The 252-nt window shown below is 69.8% G+C and carries 1 pseudogene; it reads left to right on the forward strand.

Going from position 1 to position 252, the window contains the following annotated elements:
- Positions 1 to 236: pseudogene (locus DEF28_RS27100) on the forward strand (NADP-dependent oxidoreductase); the annotation flags it as partial.
- Positions 237 to 252 lie beyond the last annotated feature (16 nt).

Here is a 252-nt window from a genome sequence, read left to right on the forward strand (position 1 = left end):
CGGGTCCGCGCAACCTCGGTCTCGTCGTCACCAAGCGGCTCGCGCTGCGCGGGTTCATCGTGACCGATGACGCGCACTTGGCGGGGGAGTTCCACAGCGAGGTGGCGCCGTTGGTGGCCGATGGGCGGATCGTGTTCCGGGAGACGGTCGTCGACGGCCTGGAGAACGCCCCGGAGGCGTTCATCTCGATGCTGCGCGGTGGCAATGTCGGGAAGATGGTGGTGCGGACCGGCTGAGGTGGGGCCGGGCAGG

It is taken from the genome of Marinitenerispora sediminis (assembly GCF_003336425.1).
Lineage (GTDB): Bacteria > Actinomycetota > Actinomycetes > Streptosporangiales > Streptosporangiaceae > Marinitenerispora > Marinitenerispora sediminis.